This window comes from Streptomyces sp. NPDC048434 (genome assembly GCF_043200375.1).
In the GTDB taxonomy this organism is placed as follows: Bacteria; Actinomycetota; Actinomycetes; order Streptomycetales; family Streptomycetaceae; genus Streptomyces.
In genome coordinates this window covers 190,842-215,215 of sequence record NZ_JBICXQ010000005.1, presented here as the reverse complement: position 1 = coordinate 215,215, position 24,374 = coordinate 190,842, and the positions used below count along the sequence as shown (strand labels likewise).

General features: G+C 70.4%; 23 protein-coding genes. 13 read left to right on the top strand and 10 right to left on the bottom strand.

Annotated elements, in window-relative coordinates:
- Positions 1 to 170 precede the first annotated feature (170 nt).
- From ACGFWI_RS08450 to ACGFWI_RS08440, 3 genes are all read left to right on the top strand, one after another.
- Positions 171 to 1,841: a purine-cytosine permease family protein gene (locus ACGFWI_RS08450; protein WP_393905140.1), complete on the top strand. Its 1,671-nt coding sequence runs from the start codon at positions 171 to 173 to the stop codon at positions 1,839 to 1,841.
- A gap of 176 nt (positions 1,842 to 2,017) precedes the next feature.
- A complete protein-coding gene (locus tag ACGFWI_RS08445) occupies positions 2,018 to 2,257 on the top strand; it encodes a chaplin (protein ID WP_393905139.1) in 240 nt (79 codons plus the stop codon).
- 148 nt (positions 2,258 to 2,405) lie between these two features.
- A complete protein-coding gene (locus tag ACGFWI_RS08440; protein ID WP_393905138.1) occupies positions 2,406 to 2,918 on the top strand; it encodes a DinB family protein in 513 nt (170 codons plus the stop codon).
- A gap of 16 nt (positions 2,919 to 2,934) precedes the next feature.
- On the opposite strand, the gene rho is transcribed toward ACGFWI_RS08440, so the two are convergent.
- Positions 2,935 to 4,167 (bottom strand): transcription termination factor Rho, encoded by a 1,233-nt coding sequence (rho, locus tag ACGFWI_RS08435; RefSeq protein WP_393905137.1) that lies wholly within the window; start codon positions 4,165 to 4,167, stop codon positions 2,935 to 2,937.
- A gap of 334 nt (positions 4,168 to 4,501) precedes the next feature.
- Here rho and ACGFWI_RS08430 point away from each other — a divergent pair, with 334 nt between their 5' ends.
- Entirely contained in the window at positions 4,502 to 5,233 is a 732-nt protein-coding gene (locus ACGFWI_RS08430; protein WP_393905136.1) for a class I SAM-dependent methyltransferase, read from the top strand.
- 15 nt (positions 5,234 to 5,248) lie between these two features.
- On the opposite strand, the gene ACGFWI_RS08425 is transcribed toward ACGFWI_RS08430, so the two are convergent.
- Both ACGFWI_RS08425 and ACGFWI_RS08420 read right to left on the bottom strand, forming a co-directional pair.
- The gene (locus ACGFWI_RS08425; RefSeq protein ID WP_393905135.1) at positions 5,249 to 6,160 is read right to left on the bottom strand and encodes an MBL fold metallo-hydrolase; all 912 of its coding nucleotides are present in this window, start codon (positions 6,158 to 6,160) and stop codon (positions 5,249 to 5,251) included.
- A gap of 403 nt (positions 6,161 to 6,563) precedes the next feature.
- Positions 6,564 to 7,319, bottom strand: a complete 756-nt coding sequence (locus ACGFWI_RS08420; protein WP_393905134.1) for an alpha/beta fold hydrolase — start codon at positions 7,317 to 7,319, stop codon at positions 6,564 to 6,566.
- A 62-nt stretch (positions 7,320 to 7,381) separates the two neighbouring features.
- On the opposite strand from ACGFWI_RS08420, the gene ACGFWI_RS08415 reads away from it, so the two are divergent.
- Both ACGFWI_RS08415 and ACGFWI_RS08410 read left to right on the top strand, forming a co-directional pair.
- Entirely contained in the window at positions 7,382 to 7,972 is a 591-nt protein-coding gene (locus tag ACGFWI_RS08415) for a TetR/AcrR family transcriptional regulator (protein WP_393905133.1), read from the top strand.
- A gap of 208 nt (positions 7,973 to 8,180) precedes the next feature.
- Positions 8,181 to 8,855 (top strand): hypothetical protein, encoded by a 675-nt coding sequence (locus ACGFWI_RS08410; protein ID WP_393905132.1) that lies wholly within the window; start codon positions 8,181 to 8,183, stop codon positions 8,853 to 8,855.
- 244 nt (positions 8,856 to 9,099) lie between these two features.
- Here the strand turns inward: ACGFWI_RS08410 and ACGFWI_RS08405 are convergent, their stop codons facing one another.
- Positions 9,100 to 10,065, bottom strand: coding sequence for a 2-hydroxyacid dehydrogenase (locus ACGFWI_RS08405; protein ID WP_393905131.1), 966 nt, complete (start codon positions 10,063 to 10,065; stop codon positions 9,100 to 9,102).
- Positions 10,066 to 10,232: 167 nt separating this feature from the next.
- Between ACGFWI_RS08405 and ACGFWI_RS08400 the strand changes: the two genes are divergently transcribed.
- The 3 genes from ACGFWI_RS08400 (at position 10,233) to ACGFWI_RS08390 (ending at position 13,426) form a co-directional block, all read left to right on the top strand.
- Positions 10,233 to 11,624, top strand: a complete 1,392-nt coding sequence (locus ACGFWI_RS08400; protein ID WP_393905130.1) for an MFS transporter — start codon at positions 10,233 to 10,235, stop codon at positions 11,622 to 11,624.
- A gap of 121 nt (positions 11,625 to 11,745) precedes the next feature.
- Positions 11,746 to 12,507: an IclR family transcriptional regulator gene (locus ACGFWI_RS08395; RefSeq protein WP_393905129.1), complete on the top strand. Its 762-nt coding sequence runs from the start codon at positions 11,746 to 11,748 to the stop codon at positions 12,505 to 12,507.
- A 106-nt stretch (positions 12,508 to 12,613) separates the two neighbouring features.
- The gene (locus tag ACGFWI_RS08390; RefSeq protein WP_393905242.1) at positions 12,614 to 13,426 is read left to right on the top strand and encodes an endo alpha-1,4 polygalactosaminidase; all 813 of its coding nucleotides are present in this window, start codon (positions 12,614 to 12,616) and stop codon (positions 13,424 to 13,426) included.
- 40 nt (positions 13,427 to 13,466) lie between these two features.
- Here the strand turns inward: ACGFWI_RS08390 and ACGFWI_RS08385 are convergent, their stop codons facing one another.
- From ACGFWI_RS08385 to ACGFWI_RS08375, 3 genes are all read right to left on the bottom strand, one after another.
- Positions 13,467 to 14,588 (bottom strand): cytochrome d ubiquinol oxidase subunit II, encoded by a 1,122-nt coding sequence (locus ACGFWI_RS08385; protein ID WP_393905128.1) that lies wholly within the window; start codon positions 14,586 to 14,588, stop codon positions 13,467 to 13,469.
- Positions 14,585 to 16,069 (bottom strand): cytochrome ubiquinol oxidase subunit I, encoded by a 1,485-nt coding sequence (locus tag ACGFWI_RS08380; RefSeq protein WP_393905127.1) that lies wholly within the window; start codon positions 16,067 to 16,069, stop codon positions 14,585 to 14,587. Before ACGFWI_RS08380 ends, ACGFWI_RS08385 begins: the two co-directional genes overlap by 4 nt.
- A gap of 516 nt (positions 16,070 to 16,585) precedes the next feature.
- Positions 16,586 to 16,924 carry a hypothetical protein gene (locus tag ACGFWI_RS08375; RefSeq protein WP_393905126.1) on the bottom strand — a complete coding sequence of 113 codons (339 nt, stop codon included), beginning with the start codon at positions 16,922 to 16,924 and terminating at the stop codon, positions 16,586 to 16,588.
- Between the two features lie 222 nt (positions 16,925 to 17,146).
- On the opposite strand from ACGFWI_RS08375, the gene ACGFWI_RS08370 reads away from it, so the two are divergent.
- From ACGFWI_RS08370 to ACGFWI_RS08360, 3 genes are all read left to right on the top strand, one after another.
- The gene (locus ACGFWI_RS08370) at positions 17,147 to 18,379 is read left to right on the top strand and encodes a PucR family transcriptional regulator (protein WP_393905125.1); all 1,233 of its coding nucleotides are present in this window, start codon (positions 17,147 to 17,149) and stop codon (positions 18,377 to 18,379) included.
- A gap of 328 nt (positions 18,380 to 18,707) precedes the next feature.
- A complete protein-coding gene (locus ACGFWI_RS08365) occupies positions 18,708 to 19,193 on the top strand; it encodes an alanine racemase C-terminal domain-containing protein (RefSeq protein WP_393905124.1) in 486 nt (161 codons plus the stop codon).
- A gap of 98 nt (positions 19,194 to 19,291) precedes the next feature.
- The gene (locus tag ACGFWI_RS08360) at positions 19,292 to 20,752 is read left to right on the top strand and encodes an amino acid permease (protein ID WP_393905123.1); all 1,461 of its coding nucleotides are present in this window, start codon (positions 19,292 to 19,294) and stop codon (positions 20,750 to 20,752) included.
- A gap of 136 nt (positions 20,753 to 20,888) precedes the next feature.
- Here the strand turns inward: ACGFWI_RS08360 and ACGFWI_RS08355 are convergent, their stop codons facing one another.
- The 3 genes from ACGFWI_RS08355 to ACGFWI_RS08345 are packed head-to-tail and all read right to left on the bottom strand — an operon-like array spanning position 20,889 to position 23,242.
- Positions 20,889 to 21,134 carry a non-oxidative hydroxyarylic acid decarboxylases subunit D gene (locus tag ACGFWI_RS08355; RefSeq protein WP_393905122.1) on the bottom strand — a complete coding sequence of 82 codons (246 nt, stop codon included), beginning with the start codon at positions 21,132 to 21,134 and terminating at the stop codon, positions 20,889 to 20,891.
- 60 nt (positions 21,135 to 21,194) lie between these two features.
- The gene (locus tag ACGFWI_RS08350; protein WP_393905121.1) at positions 21,195 to 22,619 is read right to left on the bottom strand and encodes a non-oxidative hydroxyarylic acid decarboxylases subunit C; all 1,425 of its coding nucleotides are present in this window, start codon (positions 22,617 to 22,619) and stop codon (positions 21,195 to 21,197) included.
- A gap of 32 nt (positions 22,620 to 22,651) precedes the next feature.
- Positions 22,652 to 23,242, bottom strand: a complete 591-nt coding sequence (locus tag ACGFWI_RS08345) for a non-oxidative hydroxyarylic acid decarboxylases subunit B (protein WP_393905120.1) — start codon at positions 23,240 to 23,242, stop codon at positions 22,652 to 22,654.
- A 214-nt stretch (positions 23,243 to 23,456) separates the two neighbouring features.
- Here ACGFWI_RS08345 and ACGFWI_RS08340 point away from each other — a divergent pair, with 214 nt between their 5' ends.
- The gene (locus ACGFWI_RS08340) at positions 23,457 to 24,347 is read left to right on the top strand and encodes a helix-turn-helix transcriptional regulator (RefSeq protein ID WP_393905119.1); all 891 of its coding nucleotides are present in this window, start codon (positions 23,457 to 23,459) and stop codon (positions 24,345 to 24,347) included.
- The last annotated feature ends 27 nt before the right edge of the window (positions 24,348 to 24,374 follow it).

The following is a 24,374-nucleotide window of genomic DNA, read 5'->3' as shown; positions in this document are numbered from 1 at the left end:
CACAGCGGCACGTCCTGACCCGACGGTCCGGCAGCACCCCGTCCGGGTCCGATCCCCCTGCGCAGCACCGCACTCCCGCCTCGCCAACGCTGTCGCGCGCCACACGGTCTCCCCTGCCGTGGGCGTGGCACATCGCGTCGCATTCCCACCGCCCCCTCAGGAGGTCCGGCATGAGCGTCGAGCCACAACTGACCGCCCCCGACAGCAGTCATCGGCCCCCACCCACCGAGGCGCCGGTCGACAAAGCGGCCGACGAGACCCTGGAGGACTACACCCTCCGGTTCGCCCCGCGCAGCTACCGCCGCTGGACGCCGATGGTCGTGGCGACCACCGCGCTGGGCGGCATCGCGTACATGGCCGACTTCTCGATCGGTGCGGGCATCGGGCTCACCCATGGCACCGGGAACGCCTTGGCCGCGATCCTCGTCGCCGCGGTGGTCATCTTCATCACCGGCTTCCCCCTCGCCTACTACGGGGCGCGCTACAACATCGACCTGGACCTGATCACCCGGGGCTCGGGCTTCGGCTACTACGGTTCGGTCCTGACGAGCGTCATCTTCGCCAGCTTCACCTTCATCTTCTTCGCCCTCGAAGGCTCGATCATGGCGCAAGGCCTGAAGCTGGGCTTCGGTCTGCCCCTGTGGCTGGGCTATGTGATCTCGACCTTCATGGTCATCCCGTTGGTCATCTACGGGATGAAGGCGCTCAGCAAGCTTCAGGTCTGGACGACCCCGATCTGGCTGCTGCTGATGGTGGGGCCGCTGCTCTATCTGATCACCACGGACCCCGGCACGGTGCACACCTTCCTCTCCTACCGGGGCTCCGACGGCGACGGCGGGATCAACTCCGCGTCGGTGCTGCTGGGCGCGGGCGTCTGTCTATCGCTGATCGCGCAGATCGGCGAGCAGGTCGACTATCTGCGCTTCATGCCGCCCAAGACCGAGCAGAACGGGCGCACTTGGTGGACGGCCGTCGTGATGGCCGGGCCCGGATGGGTCGTGCTCGGCGCACTCAAGCAGGCCATCGGTGTCTTCCTGGCCGTCTACATCCTCTCCGAGGTGGGTGCGGCCTCCGCCACCGAGCCCATCCAGCAGTTCACCGGCGCCTTTGCGGCCATGATGCCGTCGTGGCTGGTCATCCCGCTGGCCGTGGTGCTGGTCGTGATCAGCCAGATCAAGATCAACGTGACCAATGCCTACTCCGGTTCGCTGGCATGGACGAACTCGTTCACGCGCGTCACCAAGCGCTACCCGGGCCGGATGGTGTTCGTGCTCGCCAATCTGGCCTTCGCGCTGATCCTGATGGAAGCGGACATGTTCAGCTTCCTCAACAGCATCCTGGGGTTCTATTCCAATTGCGCCATCGCCTGGATCGTCACCGTCGCCACCGACATCATCGTCAACAAGTACCTGCTGAAACTCTCCCCGCAGGCCCCCGAGTTCCGCCGCGGCATGCTCTATGCGGTCAACCCCGTCGGGGTGGTGGCCTTCACCGCCGCATCCGGCCTGTCGATCGCCATGTACTTCCACGCTCTGGGTGACACGCTCCAGCCGTACTCACCGGTCGCGGCGGCAGTGATCGCCTTCGTCCTCACACCCCTGATGGCCGTCCTGACCAAGGGCCGGTTCTACCTGCGGCGCACCAGCGACGGGATCGACGCTCCGCTGCTGGACCCGGACGGCAACCCCAGTTCGGCCCCGTACGAGTGCCATGTCTGCCAACAGGAGTTCGAGCGTCCGGACCTCGCCGCCTGCCAACGGCACGCCGCGGTGATCTGCTCGCTGTGCCTGAGCACCGACAAGACCGGCGCTCATGTCCTGCCGGCGGCCCCCGCTTCGTGAAGCAGCGGCCCGGCCGTCAACACAGACAGCCATATCACCTAAAAGTCTGCTCTTCGCGTCCTGTGCCTCTGGAGCGGGTGCCGGTGGGGAACGACAGCCACGTACAGGCGGCGCACAGCCGTGGTGCCTTCAGCGCCATGTGCCGCAGTTCCTCCACCAGTTAAGGAGACCGATCGATGGCTCACCGGATCAAGAGTGCCCTCGCGACCGCGGGTGCCTGCGCCGTCGTCCTCGGCGGTGCAGGTATCGCCACCGCCGACAGCGGCGCCCAGGCGGCATCCCTCAACTCACCCGGCATCGTGTCCGGCAACACCATCCAGGTTCCCATCCACATTCCGGTCAACGCCTGTGGCAACACCATCAGCATCATCGGGCTGCTCAACCCCACCTTCGGTAATCCCTGTATGAGCGACTGACGCCCCTTCGGCGCGCGGTCGTGCGGGGCGGTATATCCGTCTCCCGGCGCGCGTCGGCCCGAAGTGGCCCCCGGATACGGTCGCCGGGGGCCACCGCACACGCAAAATCCCGTGCGCGGCGTCGTCGGCCGGGCTAGCCTCTGCGCTCATGCCGCCCTCTCGTATTCGTCCTCCCTTCGACGCCGACGAGCGGACCCAGCTCATCGGGTGGTTCGACATGCAGCGCGCGATCATTCACTGGAAATGCGAGGGGCTGTCGGACGCCGACACCCACCGCTCCGTCCTGCCGAGCTCACCCCAGATGTCGATGGCGGGGCTCGTCTCCCACCTGCGTTGGGCCGAACACACCTGGTTCGAGGTCGTGCTTCTCGGCCGGCCCGCCGTGGGGCCGCAGTTCGACGACGGGCCCGAGGATGCCGACATGATGGTTGACGGGATCCCGCTCCCCCAGCTCCTTGCCGACTACGCACGGCAATGTGCGGTGTCGAACGAGATCATCGCTGCCCATGCGCTCGATGACGTGGGCAAACACCCCGACTTCCGGGTTGCTGCCGCGAGCCTACGGTGGATCATGTTCCACATGATCGAGGAAACCGCCCGGCACGCAGGTCATATGGATGCCGTCCGGGAGCTTCTCGACGGTGAAAAGGGTTACTACTGACCGGAGTTCGTGTCGGTCATCCGCCCGGGGCGGTTTGCTGTACCTGCCGCAGAAACGTCGCGTTGTCGGGCGTGCGCCGGACCTTGTCGAGCAGGGACTCCATGCTGGTCTGACCGTCCCCGGTCCGGAGGGCGCGACGCAGTCGGCGGATGGCCGCCAACTCGGTTTGCGGTAGCAGCAGTTCCTCGCGGCGGGTGCCCGAGGCGGTGATATTGACCGCTGGATAGAGCCGCCTGCCCGCGAGTTCACGGTCCAGACGGAGTTCCATATTGCCGGTGCTCTTCAATTCCTCGAAGAAGTAATCGTCGGCCCGGGAACCGGTCTCCACCAGGGCCGTGGCAAGGATGGTCAGCGAGCCGCCTTCCTCTGCGTGCCGCGCCGCGCCGAACAGCCTCTTGGGGCCGAGCAGCGCGCCGGCGTCGACGCCTCCGCTCAGGGTGCGGCCGCCCGACGTGGCGGCGTTGTTGTGCGCCCGGCACAGGCGGGTGAGGGAGTCGAAGAGGATGACGACGTCCTGTCCGAGCTCGACGAGTCGTTTGGCGCGTTCCACGGCCAGTTCGGCGAGGGCGATGTGCTCCTTCGGCGGCCGGTCGAAGGTCGAGGCGAGCACCTCTCCGCGTACCGAACGACGCATGTCGGTCACTTCTTCGGGCCGTTCGTCGATCAGCACCACCATCAGCCGGGATGCGGGGTGGTTCTCGGCGACGGCGGCGGCGAGTTGTTGCAGCAGCACCGTCTTGCCCGTCTTCGGGGGTGCCACGATCAGTCCTCGTTGGCCTTTACCGACCGGTGCGATCAGATCGACGATGCGCGGTGCCGGCCCGCCGGCCGCACTTTCCAGGCGCATACGGTGTTGCGGATGCAGCGGCGTCAGGTCACGGAAATGCGGCCGCCCGCGCACCGCATCCGGGCTTCGCCCGTTGACCGACTCGACCTGGGCGAGCGACCGCGGCCGTGTGCACGTCCCTTCGACGAAATCGCCCTTGCGCAGGCCCGCTTTACGGATCAGTGCAGCGGGCACCCGGACATCGCCGGACGAGGCAAGGCAGCCCTCCGCTCGAAGAAAACCCCCTTCCTGCCGGTCGTTCGCGATATCCAGGACCCCGGATGCCGATACGGCGGGGTTCTCCGAGGCCGCGACAGCGCGCTGCGGAAAGGGGCTGGAGGAGGGAGGAGAGGAAGAAGCGGCCTTTGCGGGCTGCCTGCTGACGTGGGGAGACGTGGGAAAAGTAGGTGAAGTACTGGTCATGGGGGTGTCCTGTGTCCTCTCGGGACGTGGGTCCGTGGGTCGAGGTGGAGGGGAAACCGGCAGGAAAGGGCGGTGAGTTCACGCCCTGCAGGCGGGCAGAGAGGCCCGCGCCGGAACGGGAAGGAGAGCCGCATCGCTGGACTGTGGAGGTCGAACAGTCGGTGCCTGCTGGATCGCCGGTCGTGAAGGACGGGCGCCACAGCGAGGGGAAGGCGATGGGGGAACATGACGCACCGGCGCCGTAAGAGCGGCAAGCAAAAGTGCGTTCCGTTCGGACGGTACCACACGGCGCGGCCGAAGCGGCGAGGTGTGGACCAGTTCTATGCTGAGGTCAATGTTCGCACCTCAGGGCCCCACCTTCCGTGAACTCGCCGTGCAGGCGCTGTCCTCCATCGAGCGCGGCTATGACCTGCTCGCGCCGAAATTCGACCACACGCCGTTCCGGACCCCGGACGCGATCCTGACGCCCGTGTCGCGGGCGCTGCAGCGGCTGGGACCGTTCAACAGTGGCCTCGACCTGTGCTGCGGCACCGGGGCGGGCATGGACGTGCTGCGGCAGATCTGCCGGGAGCGGGTCACGGGTGTCGACCTCAGTGCGGGAATGCTCGCCGAGGGCCGCGCCCGAGAGCGGGTGACCGCGGGCGTACCGCGTGCCGAGTGGGTGCGTGCGGACGCTCGGGCGCTCCCCTTCGGACCGGTCTTCGATCTCGCGGTGAGCTTCGGTGCGTTCGGGCATTTTCTGCCCCGGGAGCGGCCGGGGCTGTTCTCGCAGGTGCACTCCGTACTGCGGCCCGGCGGCCGGTTCGTCTTCCCGATCGGGGCTCCTGCGCGGCCGGGGTCGCCCGGCTACTGGACGTTGCTGGCTTTTGACGCGGCGATGCGGGTCCGCAACGCACTGTGGCGGCCGAGCTTCGTCATGTACTACCGGACGTTCCCGCTCGCCGAGGTGCGGGCGGAGCTGACGCGGACCGGTTTCGATGTGCAGCTCTGCGCCCTGCCTGAGCTCGGCCGGCGCCCCGACGGCAGCCCGCGGTGCCGGCTGGTGGTGGCCACCCGGGCCGCCTGAGGGACGGGTGCGCCGTCACCAACGGACCGCGGTGAAGTCGACGGGCTGCGGCCGGAGTTCGTGAGTGCGGGCCGTCAACTGCCGGAGGCGGTACGCCATGTCCGCGGCGGGGAGCCGCTTGCGGTCGCCGTGGCCGGGCAGCACCCATTCGAAGCGCAGCCGAGGGGCGGTCCGGGTCAGGGACGCGGCCAGTTCCACGATCGAGTACCAGGTGACGGTGGCGGCCACCTCCAGATCGGCTGTGGTGCGCGACCAGTAGAAACTGTCCCCGCTGAAGCAGTACCGCGTATCGGCGAGGTAGAGCACGCTGCCGCGCGTATGGCCGGGGAGCGGATACGCCGTAACGCCCTCCCCGATCTCGACCGGGTCGGTGCCCCGCAGGATGCGGTCCGCGTCCGGAGCGGCGTCGAGATCGCCCTCGTGGATCCACAGCCGGGCCCCGAACCGGTCGGCGTAGCGGCGGCCGTGCGCCGCGTGGTCCCGGTGTGTGAGCAAGACATCGGTGATGGGGCCCAGTGCCTCGTACCGGGCGGCCAGACCGCTGCTCCACCGGGGCGTATCGATCATCATCGAGTGTCCCGTGGGCCGGCGCAGCAAGTAGGAGTTCGCACCCGCCGTGTGGGGGGAGTTGTGGCCGCAGAGCTGGACGGTGTCGTCCAGTGCGAGGGGGAAGGGGTCGAGGTCGGGGGTGAGGCGTTGCGCGGGGTGACGGATCGACCGGGTGTGGCAGGCGAAAGCGGCGGCATACAACTGCCGGGCCTCCGACTCGCTTTGCGGCTGCCGGATCACTTCCGCCCGGCCGTTCTTCTCGCGGATCACATCGGGGGCGAGCTGCCTGGCGACATCACAGTTGGTGCAGCGCGCGTCGACGTGCCAGCCGCCGGCCCCCTCCTCCGGCACCGCCTCGGGTAGCGGGTTGTCGGTCATGACAGGTCCGTCCTTCCTGGTCCGGGTGGGAGGTGAAGGTGCGGTGGGTGCGCACAGGAACCAGAAGTACCCCGCTGTGGACCAAAAGGGGAAGAGGGGGCGGATCTTGCGCTTTGCGCCCGGAACGTCTCTTCCGGGCGGCTGTCACCTGCGGGGTTGGTGGGCGTTTTGTGGCTTATGGCCGGTCTGTTGGCCGGACCGCGGGAGCGGCTCGGCGGCGCCTGGGCCCGGAACGGTTCAGGGGGCCGTCCGGCTCCCGGCGTCCGGTCGGGGGAGAGTCATCCGTATGCCGGTGCGGTGGTGTGCGGCGCGCCGGGCGGCCGGGGTTCCGGCGAAAACCGGGCCCACGGCGCGCGGCGGGACGGGGACTTCCAGGGTTCCTCCACGCTCCACACTCGGGCGGTCACCGCGCTCCCTCCGGCGTCGAGGAGCCGTATGTCCGGGCCGTGACGACCGCGGCGGCATCGAGGACTTGACGGGTGAGGGCCGTCGTATCGGTGAGGCTGGTGAGGTGTCCGCACCCTGGCCGGATCACGAGGCGACCGTCGCGGCAGGCCCGGAGGAAGAGGCGTTCGTTGCGGCGGAAGTGGTCGCGCTCGCCGTTCACCAGCCAGACCGGGCCCGGGTACGCGGAGAGCGACGCCAGCGGGTCCATCTCGCGCACGGCCTTGACGACGCCCGGAGTCGCCTCGCAGCTCAGGCCGCCCGCGACCATGGCGTGCGCCTGAGCGCGGGACAGGACGCGGCGGAACGCGAACGCGCTGAGCCGATCGGCCTCTTGGGGATGTCCGGCCGCGAGCCGGGCCACTCCCCGGTAGACGGCACCGAACAGTCCGCGCGGGAGCGCCGTGCAGCCCATGGCCACCGCGCCGAGGACACGGTCCGGGTGGGCACCGGCGGTGGCGATCGCCACATAGCCGCCCAGGGACAGCCCTACGAGCAGGGCGCGGCCGCCGAGTTCGTCCACGGCCTCGGCCACCGCCTCCACTGCGCCGGGGAGGCTGAACGGCTCACCTCGCAGCTTCCCGTGGCCGGGCAGGTCGGGCGCCGCCGTGGGATGACGCCGTCCGATGGCGTGGATCACGGGTCGCCACATCGTGGCGCTCACCCGCGTGCCGTGCACGAAAACGATGGGCAGACCGGCTTCATTGGACTCCATGCCCGGCACGCTACCTCAAATGCAACGCAACGTTGCGTTGTTTTTGATGCTAATCTCCTCCCATGAGCGAGGAGCGGAGCGGGACACGGCGAAGCGGCGGCCCACGGAAAGCGCAGGAGATCTTCGACGCCACACTGGATCTGCTCGCGGAGAAGGGTTACGAGGGGCTGACCATTGAGGGAGTCGCCCAGCGATCCGGCGTCAACAAGACCACGATCTACCGCTGGTGGCCTTCCAAGGGGGCGCTCCTGGGCGCCGCACTCATCGGCGCCCGCCAATTGGAGCTCACGGCTCCCGACACCGGCAGCCTCGAAGGGGACTTGGAGGCCCTGCTGCACACGATGGTGACCCTGCTCACCACGCGGCCCGCCTCCGACATTGCCGTGTCCGTACTGGGCGCCGTCACCCACAGCCCGGAACTCGCCGCCCACGTACAGGACTTCTTCGCCGACCGGATCGCCCGCGAGCAGCCTGTTTTCGACCGGGCCGTGGCACGCGGCGAGATCGCGGCGGACACCGACCCCATGCTGCTGGTGGACCTGCTGGCCGGAGCCGCGTGGGTGCGTGTCGTGCTGCGCCAACTCCCCCTTGAGGAAGGCTTTGTGGCGCGGGCCGTGCATACCGTCCTCAACGGGGCGCGCGCCGCCGGGTAACACCCGGCGACCAGCCCTCCGGAGCTACGGCGAGACCTGATGCTGCCTCCGTTTCGGTCCCCTGTAAAGGGTCTGTTTCGCTATCAACTACAACTTTACTAATCCTTGGTGTAGTTGTCACAGATTTCACACCAGTCTCAAACGCAACAGCGACGAATACCACACGTACTCGTCGCTTCCACAAGGCTGGGCGAGAGGCAACAGCACGATGACGAAAAGCAGAACGATCCGCCACGGAAGCCGGCTGCTGGCGCTGTCCACGGCGTCACTGGGCCTGGTCGCGGCGATGGCCATACCGGCTGCCGCGGCCGACGAACCGACCCGGGACCAGCTCAAAGCCGACTGCGCTTCCGGTGAGGGGAAGTGCAGCTTCAACGAGCCGACCCTCGGCAAGGCATACCTCGGGGACTTCCGCCAGGTCTCCAACTCCCTCTACAACTGCAGCACTTCGGATGCCACCCAGTCGATGGGCTGGGCGGACACCGTGGGCTCCACGGACTCCGCAGGCGTCTCCGTCACCGCCGGCGGAAACATCGCCGGTCTCATCGATCTCAGTGTCACCGCGACCTACAGCCACACCTGGACGAGTTCGCACACCGAGAACAGCTCCCTGAACATGACGGTGAAGCCCGGCGAGGTGGGCTGGATCTCCCGCGCACAGGTGATGCAGGCCGTCTCCGGCACCTGGCAGACGCACTACGACAGCCCGAAGTGGGGTCACTACTTCTGGTTCGTCCCGGACACGGTCACCGGGCCGGCGGACAACGGCACGGACGGGCAGAGCAATGCGGTGACCGTCAAGACCCGCAAGATGACCACTGCGGAGCAGACGTCCTGCTCTTCCGAAGCGAAGAAGGGCCAGGCGTTCGTGGTCAAACGCTGAGCCGACCACGGCGGAGCCGCACGGTTGCACCGGGGGGCCGCCCCGCGCCTGCGGGCACGGGACGGACGAATGCACCCAACGGCCACCGTGCCTCCCGGCCCGCTCCTCCGGGCCGGGAGGCACACTCTTCCCGGGATCTCCCCCACTCGCCGGCGCTCCCTGCGCCTCGCCCGCGCCCGGCTCCGCCGGCGGGCCGACGGCCGCAGCAATACCACCCCCGGCGCCGGTCCGGCCGGTCGCCCGGTCAGACGGGGTACGCGTTGTCCAGTGGCAGGCCGGCCGCGAAGCGGCGCACCTGCTCGACCACCAGCCGTTCGGCTCTCGGGCGGAACGCGGCCGACCCGCCCGCCACATGCGGGGTGATCAGGACGCCCGGAGCGGTGCGCAGCGGATGACCGGCGGGCAGCGGCTCGGGGTCGGTGACATCGAGTGCGGCGCGCAGCCGGCCGGCGCCGGCCTCCCGCAGCAGCGCCGCCGTGTCCAGGGTGCGGCCGCGCCCCACATTCACGACCAACGCGCCGTCCGGCAGCGCCGCCAGCTCCTTCGCCCCGAAGAGGCCCGTGGTCGCGGGCGTTTCCGGGAGCACCAGCACGGCGATGTCCACCTCGGGCAGCAGCGCGGGCAGTTCGTCGACGGCATGGACCTTCTCCTGGGGCCTGGCCCGGCGGGCGACCCGCACCACGTCCGTCTCGCAGGCGAGCAGGCGTCGCTCCAGGGCCGCGCCGATCGACCCGTATCCGATCACCGCGACACGTGAGTCGGCCAGCGACCGGGTGAAGTGCGGCTCCCACCGGCCGGCGCGCTGGTCGGCGACCCACCGGGGCAGATCGCGCTGGGCCGCCAGGATCAGACCGAGCGCATGCTCGGCGGTGCTCGCGTCATGCAGACCACGGCCGTTGTGCAGCGCCACCTCCGACGGCAGCAGCGGGACCAGCTTCTCCACCCCCGCGCTCAGTGACTGCACCGCCCGCAGCGCCGGCAGCCGCGGCAGCAGCCGCTCGGCACTCGGCACGGCGTACGGCAGCACCCACAGGCCGACCCGGCGCAGCGTCTCGTCGGACAGTTCCCCGGCCGGGGTGAGCCCGTCCCACACATGGACGCCGGTCCCGGCCGGCCAGGCGCCGTGGCGCCGGTCCAGGTCGGGCCAGGGCACGAGGACGTCCACGCCGTGCCGGCCGGCCGCACCGGCCGGGGCGGGGGTGTGCTGCATCTGCTGCTCGCTCTCGCTGATACGCGGCAGGGGCCGGACGGCCGCCGTCCGCGGACGGATGTGGGCCGGGCCACGCTGCCGAACCCATTGACCCGTCGGCGTCGCCCTCATAACGTCTTCCCGCCCAGTGAAACACTTTCCATCACACGGAAATAAGGGGGTCTGGGATGACGATGACGTCTCCCTCCCGTCCCGCCGCGGGATTCTGGTCGTCGAGCCGTGCCCGGCATCTGATGCCGATCGCGTTCGTCACGTACTCGCTCGCGTACCTGGACAAGTCCAACTACGCGATCGCCTCGGCGGGCGGGATGGCCAAGGAGCTCGGACTGTCCGCCGGACTCGACTCGCTGATCGCCGCCTCCTTCTTCCTCGGCTACTTCCTCTTCCAGATCCCCGGGACCCTCTACGCCGAGCAGCGCAGCGCCCGCCGGCTCGTCGCGTGGTGCACCGTCACCTGGGGTCTGCTGGCCGTGCTGCAGGGCCTGCTCAGCAGCCCCGGCCAGCTCATCGCGGTGCGCTTCGCGCTGGGCATGGTCGAGGGGGCGGTGCTCCCGTCGATGGTGATGCTGCTGGGCCGGTGGTTCACCAAGGGCGAGCGGGGCCGGGCCAACACCCTGCTGATCCTGGGCAATCCCGTCACCGTCATGTGGCTGTCGGCGGTCTCGGGCTGGCTGATCTCCGTCTCCGACTGGCGCCTGATGTTCGTCCTGGAGGGCGCCCCCTCGGTCGTGTGGGGCCTGCTGTGCCTGCGGCTGCTCAAGGACCGGCCCGCGGACGCCCGCTGGCTGGGCGACGCCGAACGCACCGCGCTGGAGACCGCGCTGACCGCGGAGCGGCACACCGCCGGGGCCGTCGTCCCCGTGCCGTCCCCCTCCGCCGGCGACACCGGGCGGGTGTACCGCAAGGTGCTGCGCTCCCGGCCGATCCTCCTGCTGGCCGCGCAGTACTTCTTCTGGTCCTTCGGCATGTACGGCTTCATCTTCTGGCTGCCCGCCATCATCAAGGAGGGCTCCGGTGACGGCATCGGGGCGACGGGCCTGCTGTCGGCCGTGCCGTATGCGTTCGCCGCGGTGGCGATGCTGCTCAACTCCCGCCTGTCCGACCGCAGCGGACGCCGCCGGATCGCGGTCTGGCCCTGGCTCGCGGCCGGGGCCCTGGCCCTCCTCGGCAGCTACGCGGCCGGCTCGCACTTCCCGCTCGCGCTGGCGCTGCTGGTGGTCGCCGGTCTGTGTATGTACGCGCCGTACGGCCCCTACTTCGCGCTCGTCTCCGAGCTGGCGCCGGCCGGTGTCTCCGGCGCCGCGGTAGCCCTCGTCAACTCCCTGGGTGCGCTCGGTTCGTTCGCCGGCACCTACCTCGTCGGCTGGGTGCGCGGCACCGGTCTCGGCAATGCGGGGGCCTTCGGCTTCATGGCCGCCTGCACCCTGGTGTCCGCCGCCCTGATGCTCACCGTTCGCGAGCCCCGGGCCGCGGCGCCCGGATCCGCTGCCGCGCATCCAACGGGTACGGTGAACCGGCCGGAGCACCAGCACACACCGGCGGGCGGACCGTGCGGATGATGCGGCCCGGGCAGATGACGGGCAGGACGCGGGCGAGGCGGGTGGCCGGGAGGCCGTCACCCGCCCGCGGCGCGGCCCCGGGCAGGGACGGAACGGCGACAGTGACCAGGAGAGCGCAGCGGTGAGCGGGCAATCGGGCGACGACATGCTCGGCCGTGGACTGCGGCTGCTGACCGTGCTGTCCGAGCTGCCCGCGGGCGCCGGTGTCAGCGCGATCGCCCGCAGTGCGCAGCTCCCCGTGAGCACCGCGCACCGGCTGCTCGGGCGGCTGGCCGAAGAGGGCTTCGTCGCCTACGACGAGGACACCCGGCGGTTTGCGCTCGGCGTGCGCGTCCTGGAACTCGCCCGCGGCTTCCAGCGGTCCGATGCCGGGTGGTCCGCCGCATCGGGCCCCATGCGCCGCCTGGCCGCCCGTACCGGTCTCCCCGCCATCGCCGGAGTTCTGGACGGGAGCGAGGTCCTTCTCGTCCTCACCCTTGAGGGCACCCAGCATCTGCAGCTGCGCAGCGCCGAGGGGACCCGCAACCCGTGGCATGCAACGTCCTTGGGAAAGGCCCTGGTTGCGGCGCAGACCGAGCGTGAGCGGGAGGCACTGATGACCGCCCCGCTCCCGCCCGTCACCCCCCGTACGGTCACCACCCGCGACGCCTTGCGCGAGGAGCTGACACGGGTGCGGGACCAGGGCTGGGCGGAGGCCGACGAGGAGAACGAGGTCGGGGTGCGGTCCGTCGCGGTCGCCGTGCCGGGCAGCGAGTCCTCCGGCCGTCCGCCGCTGGCCGTATCCCTCGGCGCGACCGTCGTCCTCACCTCGCGGGACGAACTGCTCAGCCACCTGCCCGCGCTGCACACCTGCGCCCAGGAGATCGCCGCCCGTCTGGTGTGAACCGTCCCTGAGGGCGTCATCACCGGCCGTTGGGCGCGCCACCCGCCCGTAAGCTCCGCCTGTGCACTCTCCACGCCCCCTCGCCGTCGGCGCCTTCGTCCTGGTCATGGCGCTCAGCACGGCGTGCTCCGGCGCTCGCACTCCGGAAGCCGCCGGCTCCCGGACATCTGCGCCGACCGGCGGGGCGACCGCCCCGACCGCGGTACGGCCGCCGACGGCGAACGCCGTCTTCGACTATCAGCTCGGCGGCGCCTATCCCCCGCCCGCCGGGGTCCGGGCCGTGTCCCGGGACCGTACGGCCCGGCCCGCCCCCGGTCTCTACAACATCTGCTACGTCAACGCCTTCCAGGCACAGCCCGACGCGGCCGGCGTATGGAAGGAGCGCCACCCCGAGCTGCTGTTGCGGGATGGGCGCGGCGAGCCCGTCATCGACGAGGACTGGAACGAGCCCCTGCTCGACATTTCCACCGGCGCCAAACGCCGCGCACTCATGGACATCGTCGGTCCCTGGATCGACGGCTGTGCCAAGGCCGGTTTTGACGCCGTGGAACCCGACAACCTCGACTCCTACGAGCGGTCCGGCGGCAAGCTCACCTCCCGGCATGCCGCGGCCTTCGCCCAGCTCCTGGCCCACCGCGCCCACCGGCGGCATCTGGCCATCGCCCAGAAGAACACCACCGGCCTGCTGCCGCAACACCGTCGCATCGGCTTCGACTTCGCCGTCGTCGAGGAGTGCGCCCGCTACCAGGAGTTCACCGACTTCGCCGAGGCCTACGCCCAGCGGATCTTCGTCATCGAATACGAGAAGAAGGACTTCACCACAGCCTGCCGCGCCTGGGGGAAGGCCCTCTCGATCTCTCTGCGCGATCGCGAGGTCCGCCCCGCCGGCGCCGAGCGCCACGTCGCGGAGCGCTGCTGACAACTGCCGTGCAGGAGAGGCCCGCTCCCGGCGTCGTCGGTCAGGGCGACGGATCCTTCGGTTCGCCGCTGGCCGGATCGTGGGTGCCGCCGTGTCCCGCAAGGGGCGGGTCATCGCGGCCCGGCTCGGTCCGGTACAGGTCGGGTTGGTGCAGGTCGGCGCCGGAGAGCGGTTCCAGCTCGCCGTGGGTGTCCAGCCAGTACAGGAAGGCCACCGCCGGGCAGACGAGCACCACGGCCACGAGGGTGACCAGGCCGACCCACCGCAGGCTGCTGGGAGCGCCGGCGCCCTCGGCCACGGTCAGGGATGTGGGGATGAGATAGGGGCGTTGGGCGGCTCCCCAGGCGATGACCGCCGCGGCGACGACGCCGACGGCGGTAAGCCGGGACCAGGTTCCGGAGCGGCGCAGCAGGAGCCACCCGGTGGCGAGGGAACAGACTCCGGCCAGGATGACGAGGCCGAGGCCGACGCCGTGGGTGAGTCCGTGCCAGACGTGCGGGGCGTCGCTCCGGGTGACGGTCAGCATGATCGCCGCGAGTACGGCGAGCGCGACGAGGCTGCCCAGCGCCCGCCGCCGGAAGTAGCCGACCAGGTCGGGTGCGCCGTAGCGGGCGGCGTCGGCCGCCAGGAACACGGCGCCGAGGAAGGCCGTCGACACGATGGCGATCAGCCCGAAGAGGATGGAGGTCGGGTTGGCCCAGGCGTGAGCCGACGCCTCCGTTCCCGGTACCGCCCGTCCCGAGGCGATACCGCCGACGGCCGCGCCGAGGAAGAACGGGGTGAGCAGCGAGGAGATGGCGAAGACGGCGCCGTACAGGCGTCGTCCCGCGATGCGGCGGACGGGCTTGCGCAGTGCGAAGCCGGCGCCGCGCAGGACCAGGCCGACGGCGGCCAGGGCCAAGGGGAGCCACATCGCCGAGAACACGGTCTGGAAGAGAACCGGGAACCCGGTCCACATGATGACGAAGAGGAAGACCAGCCAGACGTTGTTGACCTCCCATACGGGGGCCATGGCATGGTCGATCAGCCATCGGGGGCGCTTGCCGCGCTCCGCGCCACCTGCGGTCAGGTCCCAGAACCCGGCTCCGTAGTCGGTGCCGCCGGCGCAGGCGTAGGCGGCCACGGCGAGCAGCATCGCCACGGCGATGACGGCGGCGATCATGGCCGGCCGTCCTCGGCCGGTTCCGCCCCCGTCCCGTCGGACGACGGAGGCCGGCCGGCCGGCACCGGCGAGCGCGGCCCGTAGGGGGTGTCGGTCTCCGGTCCCTCGTGCCGCTCCCCCGCCGCCGGTCGCGCGTCGGCGAGCCGCCAGCCGGTACGCATCTTGAGCAGCACGGCGAGCAGCGAGCCGAAGATGAACACGTACACCACCATCACCAGACCGAGCATGATCCACAGACTGGTCGAGCGGGTCGCCGTCACCGCCTCGCCGATCCGCATGTGCTGGTAGACGATCCAGGGCTGGCGTCCCACTTCGGCGGTGACCCAGCCGCATTCGACGGCGACGACGGAGGCGACACCCGCGCACGCCGCACCGCGGAAGAACCACGGTGACCGGGGCAGCCGACGGCGCCGCAGCCGGCACCAGCCGTACCAGAGTGCGAGGAGGAGCAGCAGTGAGCCGATCACGACCATGAGGTCGAAGGCCCAGTGCGCGATGGTGGCCTGGGCGGCCGTCGGTCGGTCGCTCGCCGGGACGGAGGTCAGCCCGGTCACCTTCGTCTTGGTGGTGAACCCGGCCAGAACGGAGTCGAGTTGGGGGATTTTGATGCCGCCGGAGATGCTGCCGTCGGGGTGCAGACGGCCGAAAATGTACTCCGGTACGTGGGTGTCGGTCCGCCAGACCATCTCCGTCGCGGCGAACTTCACCGGCTGCTTGTGGAAGACCGACCGGGCGATGGAGTCACCGAGCAGCATCTGTACGGGGGTGAACACCGCGGCGAGGGTGAAGGGAACGGTGAAGCCGAGCCGGTGATAGCGGTCGCGGCGGCCGCGCAGCCAGCCGGCGGCGTAGACGCCGGCGACGGTGTATCCCGCGGTGACCAGCATCGCCACGACGAAGTGCCAGTACTGGGGGCCGAACATGGGGGTGAAGATCGCCGACCAGATGTGGACGTCCGCTGGCTTGCCGTCGGCATCGAGGGTGAATCCTTGGGGCGTGTTCATCCACGAGTTGGCCGCCAGGATTCCGAACGCGCCGAGCAGGGCAGCGGCCGGAAGGGGCAGGCCGAGCAGGAAGTGGGTGCCAGGCTTCAGCCGCCGCCAGCCGTAGAGATAGATGGAGATGAGCACCGCTTCGAGGAAGAAGGCCCATGCCTCGACGCCGAACCCGATCCCGAAGACACCGCCCCACTTGCCCATCAGGCCCGGCCAGAGCAGCCCGAACTCGAAGGACAGCACGGTGCCGGTGACGACGCCGACCGCGAACTGCACCGCCATGACCGCCGACCAGCGTCGGGCGAGGAGCAGTGCCACGGGGTCGTTCCGACGCAGGCCGCGATAGTGCATCACCAAGGTGATCAGCGGCAGGGCCACGCCGAGCGGCACCAGAATGATGTGGGAAGCCAGGGTGAATGCCATCAGCTGCCTGGCCGGGAGCAGTTGGGCCGGAGCGTCCGCCAGCAGTGTGACCGTGGTGTGCATGCCTACGTGCCTTTGCTGCTCGGGACGTTCAGGAGAGGGCCGCCTCGGTGTCACCGGCGGGCGGGCCACGCCGCCGGCCGGGTCCGCCGGGCCGGATGTCCCGTAGCCGCGCCGGCGCCGGCTCTCGTACTGCACCGGCGGTGGAGTTCACGATGGGCTGCCTCCTCGGTGCTCGGCCCCGTCCTGGCGGGACACAGCGCCGGTCGCGCCCGGCTCGTCACAGCATCACCGGCGCGGCCCGGGCAGCACGCACTGCGGGCCCGCGTTGAGCCGTTGGGCCGAGGATCTTCGCTCGGTCGGCCCAGCCTGCGGTTCTTGGCGGAGCGCTTCGGCGGGGCAGGGAAGGCCGCCTGCCTTCGGCCGGGCGGTGGCCGCTCGCTCCGCTACGGACAGGATCGGAGGTCCGGCGCAGCGCAGGAAAACACAGCGGGCAGGGGGTTCGGCAGTTCCATGCTGCCGGACCCCCTGCCCCAGGAGACCAGGATTCTTCGCCGCCCTCCTCAGTGCGTCGCCGCGCTACGCCGTCTCATGACCGGTGCTGCCATTGATCTTCTCTATCGCTTGGCGAGCCTGCTCCTGAGGGGAACGGGACGGCAGGGGCGACACCGTCGTGGACGCCACCGCGGGCTGCGCCCGCTCCTGTCCCACCGTCTTGGCATGAGTGGCCGGCGGGCGCATGCGCAGCCGCTGGCTGGCAGCTTCATCCAGGGTCACCGGGCGCTTCCACCGGGCAGCCAGCCTGGCGGCGTCCTGACCGAGCGCGGCAACGTCCTCCCACTGCAGACGAATCACCAGCGAAACTTCGGCGTCTCCGTCCGGCAGAGCCTGGAGCTGCGGGATACCAGGGTCAGTCATGGTGCCCTCCTCACATCGCGGACCGGTGCCCCACGGGGCACGGATATGGAGAGATACGGTGCCGTGGCCGCAACCGTTCAATTCCCGCCACCGGAACGTGATTTCCGCGGAGTCCTCCCGAGGTCCGCGGGTGTCGGCGCCTGGGCGCCCCGTGCGGGCGCCGCACCTGCAAGGCGGCTCACGAGCCGTCCGGGAGTGGTGCACACGCACCGTCATGCGGCCGTGCCGATCGGTTTCCCTGCGGAAACCGCAGGTGCAGGCGCGGGAGAGCCGGCTGCCGGACCGGTTCGTGGCCGCATCGAGGACCGCAGCTCACGGGTCCTCGCCTACTCCGCGCGGCAGGAGCGCGGGGACGAGGCGCGGGTCGCGACGATCATGGGACGGCACGTCCCCGACGACGTGAACGCCCACTTCCGGCGGCACGGTGTCTTTCACAAGATCGCCCAGGACACCGGCCCCATCTATGTGCCCGCGGTGGTGGAAGGGACCAAGCCCCGGCTGGTGGTGCCGGTGCACGCCGGCGGGGATGTGCTCGGCTCGATCTGGGCGATCGTGCCGGGACCGGTGGCCGCCGAGCGGGCCGAGGCGTTCGCCGACACCGCGGCGGTGGCCGCCCTGCATTTGCTGCGCCGCCGGGCCGGCGCGGACGTGGAACGCCTGGTCCTGACCGACATGGTCGCCACGGTCCTGCACGGCCAGGAGGGGGCGGCGGACGCGGCGCGACGCCTGGGCCTCACGACCGGCCCCTGGCGGGTGATCGCGGTGGGGGTGCGCTGCGAGGACGACGACGAGGCGGAGCGGCAACGGCTGACCGCTTGGGAGCGGATGTCCCGGTTCCGCGGGTCCCGTCTTCGCTCCCCCGCGGCGGTCGTCGGCGGGGTGGTGTACGGAATCGTTCCCGCGGAAATGGTCACCCCGGCCACCGACGGTGGGTCCGCTTGGCTGGAGACACTTCGCGGGTCCACCGGGCAGCCCACTCCCCTGGTCGCGGTCGGCGGACTCGCGGCGTCGGTCCCCGGACTCGCCCGCTCGCGTGAGCAGGCCGATGACACCCTCGACCTGCTCCGGACGGGCCTGATCGCGAGCACCCGGGCAGTCCACGACGAGGTGTGGGCCACGGTCGTGCTCCGCCATGTCGCACGGTCCGCCGCGGCGGCCCGGATCGCAGCCGTCGGGCCACTGCAGCAGTTGGTGGACCACGACCGTGCGTACGGCACGAGCTGTGTGCCCACGCTTCATGCCTGGCTGCAGGAGATGGGCGACCCACGGGCCGCCGCGGCCCGGCAGCACATCCACCCCAACACTCTGCGGCACCGGATGCGCCGCCTCCAGGACGTCGTGGCGCTGCCACTGGACGATCCCCAGGTCCGTACCGCGCTGCTGCTCCAGCTCACCGCCCGCCAATACGGCGCGGAGGGCGGCTCGGAGACCGGCACCGAGGCCCGCTCGGGCTGAGGCGCGGGCGCCTCCGGGGACGGTCCCCGGCCCGAATTCCCGGACGGTCATGGGCGTCGTCGGCACGGCGCACCGCCCCGCCCGGACGACACCGGCCCGTCCGCTGCCCGACCTCGCCCGTCCACCGTCGCCTGTCCGAGTCCGTCCACATCGCCCGCGGCCCGAGATCTCCACCGCCCACGTCTCCCCCGCCGCCCGTTGTGCCCGTCCCACTCCCGAGCGCCCGGAGACAGTGCCGATCGAACGATGACGGCCCGTTCCCCCGTCGAAACCATGGCTCCACCCGCGGCTCACCGGGCAACAACGGATTCCATGGAAGGACGGTGGCATGACATTCGGCATTCCCCGCGAGGCCGAGAGCGTCGAAGCCGGACACGGAGCGGCGGTGACCGCCGTCGCGGACATACGTTCTGCCGCGGCGTGCGGCGGTGCGGCCGGAGGGCCCGCCCCGGCCGCGGCACCAGGGGTGCTCCCGGCCGGCGGATCCGCTCTCGCACACCACGACGGGGAGCCGCACCGGGCCGGAACACCGCACGCCCAGGCCCGTATTGACCTCGCGGCGATCCGCGCCAACGTCAGCCGGCTGTGCGACGCGGCGGGCTCCGCGGAGGTGATGGCCGTGGTCAAGGCGGACGGCTACGGGCACGTCACGCCCGGCGACGAGGTCGTGCTCTTCGGGCCCGGCGACCGCGGGGAGCCCGGCGCGCAGGACTGGGCCCGCGCCGCCCACACCATCGCGCACGAAATCGTCAGCCGCATCGGCGCCCGCGTTCCGCGCGCCTACACCGGTGGCACGACCGTGGACGCACGCTGAACCGATACCGACCACCGCCCCACCCCGTTGGATCACCGAAACCGTCCCCTCCCTTGCCTCATTTGCCTCATTTCCGCCCCCGACGAGAGAGCCCCACCATGACGCACCGGCCTCCACCGTCCCCGCCACGTCCCACCGGCCATGACGACCCCGGCTCCGAGCACCTCCACCGGGGTCTGCAGCCCCGTCACATCCAGATGATCGCCATCGGAGGGACGATCGGCGTCGGTCTGTTCCTCGGTTCCGCCGAAGCCCTCCACGACGCCGGCCCGGGTCTGCTGATCACCTACGCGCTGGCGGGCCTGGTCGTCTTCTTCGTGATGCGTGCCCTCGGTGAGCTCCTGGTGTACCGGCCGGTGTCCGGCTCGTTCGCCACCTACGCGGAGGAGTTCATCGGCAACTGGGCCGGGTTCGCCACCGGCTGGAGCTACTGGCTGATGTGGGTCGTCACCGGCACCGCTGAGCTGACCGCGGCCGGGATCTATGTCCGCTACTGGTGGCCCGAGGTGCCCCAGTGGCTGCCCGGCCTCATCGCCCTGGCGATCCTCGGCGTGGCCAATCTCCTGGCGGTCCGGCTGTTCGGGGAGTTCGAGTTCTGGTTCGCCATCATCAAAGTGCTCACCATCGTCATCCTGCTGATCATGGCCGCCGCCATCCTGATCTTCGGCTTCGGCCCCCTGGGGAAGACCGCTTCGCTGAGCAACATCTGGACGCACGGTGGCTTCTTCCCCCACGGCATGGCGGGACCGCTCCTCGCCCTCCAAGTGGTCGTGTTCGCCTTCGTCGGCGTCGAACTGCTCGGGGTGACCGCCGGGGAGAGCAAGGACCCCGAAAAGACCCTTCCCTCCGCCGTGCGCCGGGTGATCTGGCGGATCGCGCTGTTCTACCTCGGCGCCCTCACCGCCGTCATGGCGCTGGTCCCCTGGACCCAACTCGACCCGAATGTCAGCCCGTTCGTGCTGGTCTTCGCCAAGGTCGGGGTTCCCGCGGCAGCCGGAGTGGTGAACATGGTCGTACTCACCGCGGCGCTGTCCTCCTGCAACAGCGGGGTGTTCTCCACCGGCCGCATGCTGCTCACCCTGGCCCGGGACCGACACGCGCCGGCCGCGTTCGGGAAGGTCAGCCGCCAGGGTGTCCCCGCCGCGGGGATCCTCGCGTCCATGATCGTCATGCTGCTGGGCGTGGCCGCGAACTACTTCGTGCCGCAGAAGGCCTTCGTGTACGTGACGAGCGTGGCGACCATCGCCGCCGTCTTCACCTGGGGAATCATCGTCTGCGCCCATCTGCGCTACCGGGCTGCGGTCCGTGCCGGGCAACTTCGGCAGGTCGCCTTCCGCATGCCGCTGGCACCCGCCTCGAACTACTTCGTCCTCGCCTTTCTCGGCCTCGTTCTCGTCCTGCTCGGCTTCGACGCGGAGAACAGAATCGCGCTGTACGTGGCTCCGGTCTGGGCGGTGATCCTCGTGGCCGGCTATCGCTTCACCCGTCGCACCCGGGCCGCCGGTCCCCAGGCCGTACCGCCCGACGAGGAGATTCCGGAGCCGTCGCGGCTTACCTGAACGGGCGGCGGGGCGATCCGGGCTCCGTGACCGGTAGCTGGATGTCGTGGGGGTCCGCGGTGGTACTGCGGACCCCCACGACATCCGTCGGCACGCCTGAATCCCCGGCAGGACCCCCTGTTACCGGGGCCGCTCCTCACCCGGCGGTCCGCAAGGGCGGGACGGCAGGCCCCTCAGGGGCGTTGTCGAGGTCGTCGACGGTCAGCCGGAAGCTGTCGGGGTAGGCGTCGCGGCGGGTGCGGCGGTCGGGTTCGGTGGTGCGCCAGCAGTACAGGCACCGCTCGCACTGCAGGACGTCCCAGACGCCGGGGACGGGTGAGGTCGAGAGGTGCTCGATGATGGTGTGTGCGCAGCGTGGGCAGCAAGTGGCGGCGTCGGGCATGAGGCTGTCCCTTTCGTCAAGTGGGGTGGGAGGGCGGTGAGTTGAGCCGAAGGAGCGCCGTCAGCGGTGGGCGGCGAGCTGCTGGAGCTTGGCGAGCCAGGCTCCCGCCTCGGGCAGGTCGCGTACCTGGTTGCCGTAGTTCCCGCGGCCGTCGGGTTCGACGGGAGTGGTGGCGTCGATGATGAGCTTGTCGACGATGCCGGGGGGCTGCGCCTGTGGGGCCAGTTCGAGGACGGGCAGATGGGGGACCTGGATGAGGTCGCCTGCCGGGTTCATCTTGGTGGACAGGGCCCACATCACCTGCGGCAGGCTGAAGGGGTCGACGTCCTCGTCGACGACGATGACCGTGGCGGCGTAGCCGAGTCCGTGCGGGGTGGTCAGCACCCGCATGCCGACCGCCTTGGCGAAGCCTCCGTAGCGCTTCTTCGTCGAGACGATGACGACCAGGCCGTGGGTGTACATGGCGTTGACCGCCTGGACCTCGGGGAAGTCCGTCGTCAGCTGCTGGTACAGCGGCACGCAGGTGTTCGCGGCTATCAGGTAGTCGACCTCGGTCCATGGCATGCCGAGGTAGAGGTGCTCGAAAACGGGCCCGGTGCGGTAGGAAATCTTGTCGATGCGGAGGACGGGCATCTTGCGGCCGCCGGAGTAGTGGCCGGTGAACTCGCCGAAGGGGCCCTCGATTTCGCGCTTGCGGCCCTCGATGACGCCTTCGATGACCACTTCCGATCCCCACGGCACCGGGAGACCGGTCAGCGGCGCCCTCGCGAGCGGTGCCGGGGCGCCGCGCAGGGCGCCGGCCAGCTCGTACTCGTTCTCGTCGTACTTCATCGGGGTCGCGGCGACGAGGGAGATGACCGGGTCGTTGCCGAGGGTGAGGGCAACCGGCAGGTCCTCCCCGGCCTCCTCCGCCTTGTGCAGATGCCGGGCGATGTCATGCATCGGCACCGGCTGCAGCGCGAGCCTGCGCTTGCCCTTGACCTCGATGCGGTAGATGCCGACGTTCTGCTTGCCGCTGTGGCCGGGGTCCTCGGGATCCTTGGAGACGACCGCGGCCTTGTCCAGGTAGAAGCCGCCGTCGCCGTCGTTCAGGCGGATCAGCGGGAGCACCTGGAAGATGTCGACGGCGTCGCCGTCCATGGTGTTCTCGGCCCACGGCGGATCGCTCCGCCACTCGGGCGCGACGGGGAACTCCGCCCAGCGGCGGATGAACTCCGCCACCTGCTCCTTGGTGCCGGTCTCCTTCGGCAGACCCAGCGCGAGGGCGTGATTGGCCCAGGAGCCGTGCACATTCATGGCGATACGGGCGTCGGTGAAGCCCCGTACGTGGTCGAAGTACAGCGCCGGCGCCGCGTCGCCCAGCCGCGGGGCCGCGTTGGCGGCCGCGGCGATGTCCGGCTCGGGCCTCACCTCTTCGGTGATGCGCAGCAGCTGGCCCTCCTTGTCGAGGGCCGCCAGAAAGCTGCGGAGGTCGTCGTATGCCATGGGAACTCCTCGGTGGGGCGGGGGTGTCGGGGTCAGGCGACGGGCTTGACCGCGCGGGCGGCGCGCATGCCGTCCCATCGCTTGGCGGCGGGCGCGGGCAGGTCGAACTGGTCGAGGATGCGGGCCGTGAGGTGGTCGACGAGGTCGTCCACCGACTGCGGGTGGTGGTAGAAAGCGGGCATGGGCGGCACCATCTGCACGCCCTTGCGCGCGAGATCGAGCATGTTCTCCAGATGGATCTCGCTCAGCGGTGTCTCACGCGGCACGAGCACGAGCGGGCGGCGCTCCTTGAGCACCACGTCCGCCGCCCGCCCCACCAGCCCGTCGGCACAGCCGGCCCGGATACCCGCCAGCGTCTTCATGGAGCACGGCGCAATCACCATGCCGTCCGTCCGGAAGGAGCCCGACGAAATGGTCGCGCCCTGGTCCTCGGACCGGTGGGTGACATCGGCGAGTGCGCTCACCTCGGCGACGGAACGTCCGGTCTCCAGCTCGATCGTGGCCCGCGCCCAGCGGGAGAGGACGAGATGGGTCTCGACGTCCGGCAGCTCGGCCAGGGCCTCCAGCAGCCGGACACCGAACACGGCACCCGTCGCTCCCGTCATCCCCACGATCAGTCGCACAGTGGTCAGCTCCCTCGGTTCGTCGGACAGCACAAAGGCCGGTCAAGGCCGGTGCACGGCAGGCCGAGGCCGGTGCGAGTGCAATGAAGGTTTCGGTCACCGCATCGTCACCGCGGATTTGTGCCACGTCAGCCCGCACTTGGCCTGACCGGCCCCGTCACCTCTCACGCTAGGCGCGAGCCACCCCTTCGAAGCAGTACGCTGAGGACACGCTATGGACAGAAACGGACCCGCTGACGTCACCGAGGTCCCCTTCAGGGCCTCTCCGGGAGCCCCGCCCGGCGCGGAGGTCTTCGGCTTCGCCGACCTGCTCGCCCGCGCCCGCGGGCATGACATCGACCCGTACGCCACCAAACGGCTGGCCTTCCACGAGCTGATCTCGGTGCGCTCCGGCACCCTGCGCTGCTCCGTCGACTTCACCGAGCACGAGCTGACCCCGGGCAACTGGCTGTGGGTGCGGCCCGGCCAGATCAGTCAGTACCGCTCCGACCTCACCCTGGCCGAGGGCACCATCGTCCTCTTCCTTCCGGGCTTCCTGAGCCCCGCCACCGTGGAGGCCGCCCGCGTCGACCAGCACGACGGGAAGCTGCCGCTGACCCCTCAAGGCGCGGAGGGGGATGCCGTACGGCATGTCCTGGAGCTACTGGAGAGCGAGTACCGGCAGCTGGCCGGCCTGCCCCTGGAGGTGCATATCGAGGTGCTGCGCCATCTGCTCGCCGTGCTCGTCCTACGGCTGGCCCATGTGCGCGGCACGCAGGGCGGCGACGAGGTGGGCAGTGCGGCATTCCGGAGTTTCCAGCAGGCCGTGGAGCGTGACTTCACCCGCACGCACCGGGTGGAGGAGTACGCCGGACAGCTGGGCTACAGCGTCCGCACGCTCACCCGCGCCACCCACGCCGCCGCCGGGTGCGGCGCCAAGCGCTATATCGACGATCGGGTCCTCCTGGAGGCCAAGCGCCTCCTGGTGCACACCGGCCTCACCGCCACCGCCATCGGCGACCGGCTCGGCTTCCCGGACGCCACGGTCTTCACCAAGTTCTTCCGGCAACGGGCCGGCGAGACCCCCGCCACCTTCCGCAACCATGCACGGGGGAACCGGCCGTGACCCGGCGCGGGGCCCCGCTGCGCACTG

Coding starts and splice junctions, on each gene's coding strand:
- ACGFWI_RS08450 (WP_393905140.1), top strand. CDS start 171: ATGAGCGTCGAGCCACAACTGACCGCCCCCGACAGCAGTCATCGGCCC.
- ACGFWI_RS08445 (WP_393905139.1), top strand. CDS start 2,018: ATGGCTCACCGGATCAAGAGTGCCCTCGCGACCGCGGGTGCCTGCGCC.
- ACGFWI_RS08440 (WP_393905138.1), top strand. CDS start 2,406: ATGCCGCCCTCTCGTATTCGTCCTCCCTTCGACGCCGACGAGCGGACC.
- rho (WP_393905137.1), bottom strand. CDS start 4,167: ATGACCAGTACTTCACCTACTTTTCCCACGTCTCCCCACGTCAGCAGG.
- ACGFWI_RS08430 (WP_393905136.1), top strand. CDS start 4,502: ATGTTCGCACCTCAGGGCCCCACCTTCCGTGAACTCGCCGTGCAGGCG.
- ACGFWI_RS08425 (WP_393905135.1), bottom strand. CDS start 6,160: ATGACCGACAACCCGCTACCCGAGGCGGTGCCGGAGGAGGGGGCCGGC.
- ACGFWI_RS08420 (WP_393905134.1), bottom strand. CDS start 7,319: ATGGAGTCCAATGAAGCCGGTCTGCCCATCGTTTTCGTGCACGGCACG.
- ACGFWI_RS08415 (WP_393905133.1), top strand. CDS start 7,382: ATGAGCGAGGAGCGGAGCGGGACACGGCGAAGCGGCGGCCCACGGAAA.
- ACGFWI_RS08410 (WP_393905132.1), top strand. CDS start 8,181: ATGACGAAAAGCAGAACGATCCGCCACGGAAGCCGGCTGCTGGCGCTG.
- ACGFWI_RS08405 (WP_393905131.1), bottom strand. CDS start 10,065: ATGCAGCACACCCCCGCCCCGGCCGGTGCGGCCGGCCGGCACGGCGTG.
- ACGFWI_RS08400 (WP_393905130.1), top strand. CDS start 10,233: ATGACGATGACGTCTCCCTCCCGTCCCGCCGCGGGATTCTGGTCGTCG.
- ACGFWI_RS08390 (WP_393905242.1), top strand. CDS start 12,614: ATGGCGCTCAGCACGGCGTGCTCCGGCGCTCGCACTCCGGAAGCCGCC.
- ACGFWI_RS08385 (WP_393905128.1), bottom strand. CDS start 14,588: ATGATCGCCGCCGTCATCGCCGTGGCGATGCTGCTCGCCGTGGCCGCC.
- ACGFWI_RS08380 (WP_393905127.1), bottom strand. CDS start 16,069: ATGCACACCACGGTCACACTGCTGGCGGACGCTCCGGCCCAACTGCTC.
- ACGFWI_RS08375 (WP_393905126.1), bottom strand. CDS start 16,924: ATGACTGACCCTGGTATCCCGCAGCTCCAGGCTCTGCCGGACGGAGAC.
- ACGFWI_RS08365 (WP_393905124.1), top strand. CDS start 18,708: ATGACATTCGGCATTCCCCGCGAGGCCGAGAGCGTCGAAGCCGGACAC.
- ACGFWI_RS08360 (WP_393905123.1), top strand. CDS start 19,292: ATGACGCACCGGCCTCCACCGTCCCCGCCACGTCCCACCGGCCATGAC.
- ACGFWI_RS08355 (WP_393905122.1), bottom strand. CDS start 21,134: ATGCCCGACGCCGCCACTTGCTGCCCACGCTGCGCACACACCATCATC.
- ACGFWI_RS08350 (WP_393905121.1), bottom strand. CDS start 22,619: ATGGCATACGACGACCTCCGCAGCTTTCTGGCGGCCCTCGACAAGGAG.
- ACGFWI_RS08340 (WP_393905119.1), top strand. CDS start 23,457: ATGGACAGAAACGGACCCGCTGACGTCACCGAGGTCCCCTTCAGGGCC.